The 1,184-nt window shown below is 51.3% G+C and carries 1 protein-coding gene and 1 pseudogene; both read right to left on the reverse strand.

The genetic code is table 11. The features are described from left to right. Positions 1 to 609 (reverse strand): CHC2 zinc finger domain-containing protein (locus DWX26_RS16555; RefSeq protein WP_243030736.1); only part of this gene is annotated, 609 nt, incomplete at its 3' end. A gap of 65 nt (positions 610 to 674) precedes the next feature. Further along, a pseudogene (locus tag DWX26_RS16560) lies at positions 675 to 1,184 on the reverse strand (MobQ family relaxase); the annotation flags it as partial.

Raw genomic sequence — 1,184 nt, forward strand, 5'->3', positions numbered from 1 at the left:
TTTTTTAGTTCTTGCTGCGTCTGCGGCTGCAAGCTCTGCCATTCGTTGTTCAAGCTGTATCACATCCTTTCCGTAGTCCGTAATCAAAGCCGCTTTTTCCTCTGTCTCCCCGAACAGCAGCACATCCAGCAGATATTCCACTTGGGCTTGCTTCTGTAAGGCTTCCACAAACCGGGGATGAACGGCTTCCTCCGGGGTGTGCGGGGCATATTCCTTTCTCCATGCCCTAAGCAGGTGGAGATAATCGGCAAGGATACGGAAGCAGCGGTTCTTTGCTTCCTGAAACTGTTCCTCCGGGGATTTCTGCCGGGGCTTGGGCTTTTTTACCTTCCCCGGCGGTTTCCAGTCCTCATAGGAAAGCCCGAAGTCCTGTGCCAGCTGTACGGCGGCTTCTTTCTTTCCCAGCCCATACAGGGCGGCGGCAAAATCAATCACATCCCCATCCGCACCGCAGCCGAAGCAGTGGTAACGCCGATCCAGCTTCATGCTTGGGGTTTTATCGTTATGGAACGGGCAACAAGCCATCCCGTTCCGGCCTACACGGATTCCATAATGCTCCGCAGCCTGTCTTGTTGTGACGGACTGCTTCACAGCTTCAAATACATTCAAATCTATCCCTCCTTGAAAAAAAGAAAAGCACCTGACATTCTCAATCTGAAAATGGCAAGTGCCTGTTAAAGTTCCATATCCTGTTGTTTGTGTTTTGTCTGCACCGGGGCAGTTCTTTGTGCTTTTTTCTCGTCCGCCTTATCCTGCAAGACTTCTTTGAGGGACTGCTTCTTGGACGGCTCTTTGCTTTCTTCTGTGCCGGGTGTGGCTTTCCGTACCCAGTAGCGGATGTCCCGCAGCTTCTTCAAATCCTCCTGTACCTCGGTCAGCGGTACTTTCAGTTCTGCGATTTCGCTGAGAAGCGTTTCCTGCTCCTCTTGCAGCTCCTTTTGGGTACTGTCCTTATCGTCCGGGTGCTTGGCAAGGTAGTCAGCGGCTTTCTCATACCGGGCAACCTCCGGGTGTTCCTGTTTGAATTTCTCCTTTGTTTTCTTAAAAAATATCTTCTGGTACTTCTCATAGACAGCCTTACATTCTTTGCAGTCTGTCCGGCTGGCAAGAATCCCGTCAATCACTTTGCTCCGGGCTTCCTTTGGCTTCATCTGATTGCGGTAATCTGCGGCTGATTTCCCGGA

Source organism: Blautia sp. AF19-1 (assembly GCF_003479155.1).
Taxonomy (GTDB): Bacteria; Bacillota; Clostridia; order Lachnospirales; family Lachnospiraceae; genus Fusicatenibacter; species Fusicatenibacter saccharivorans.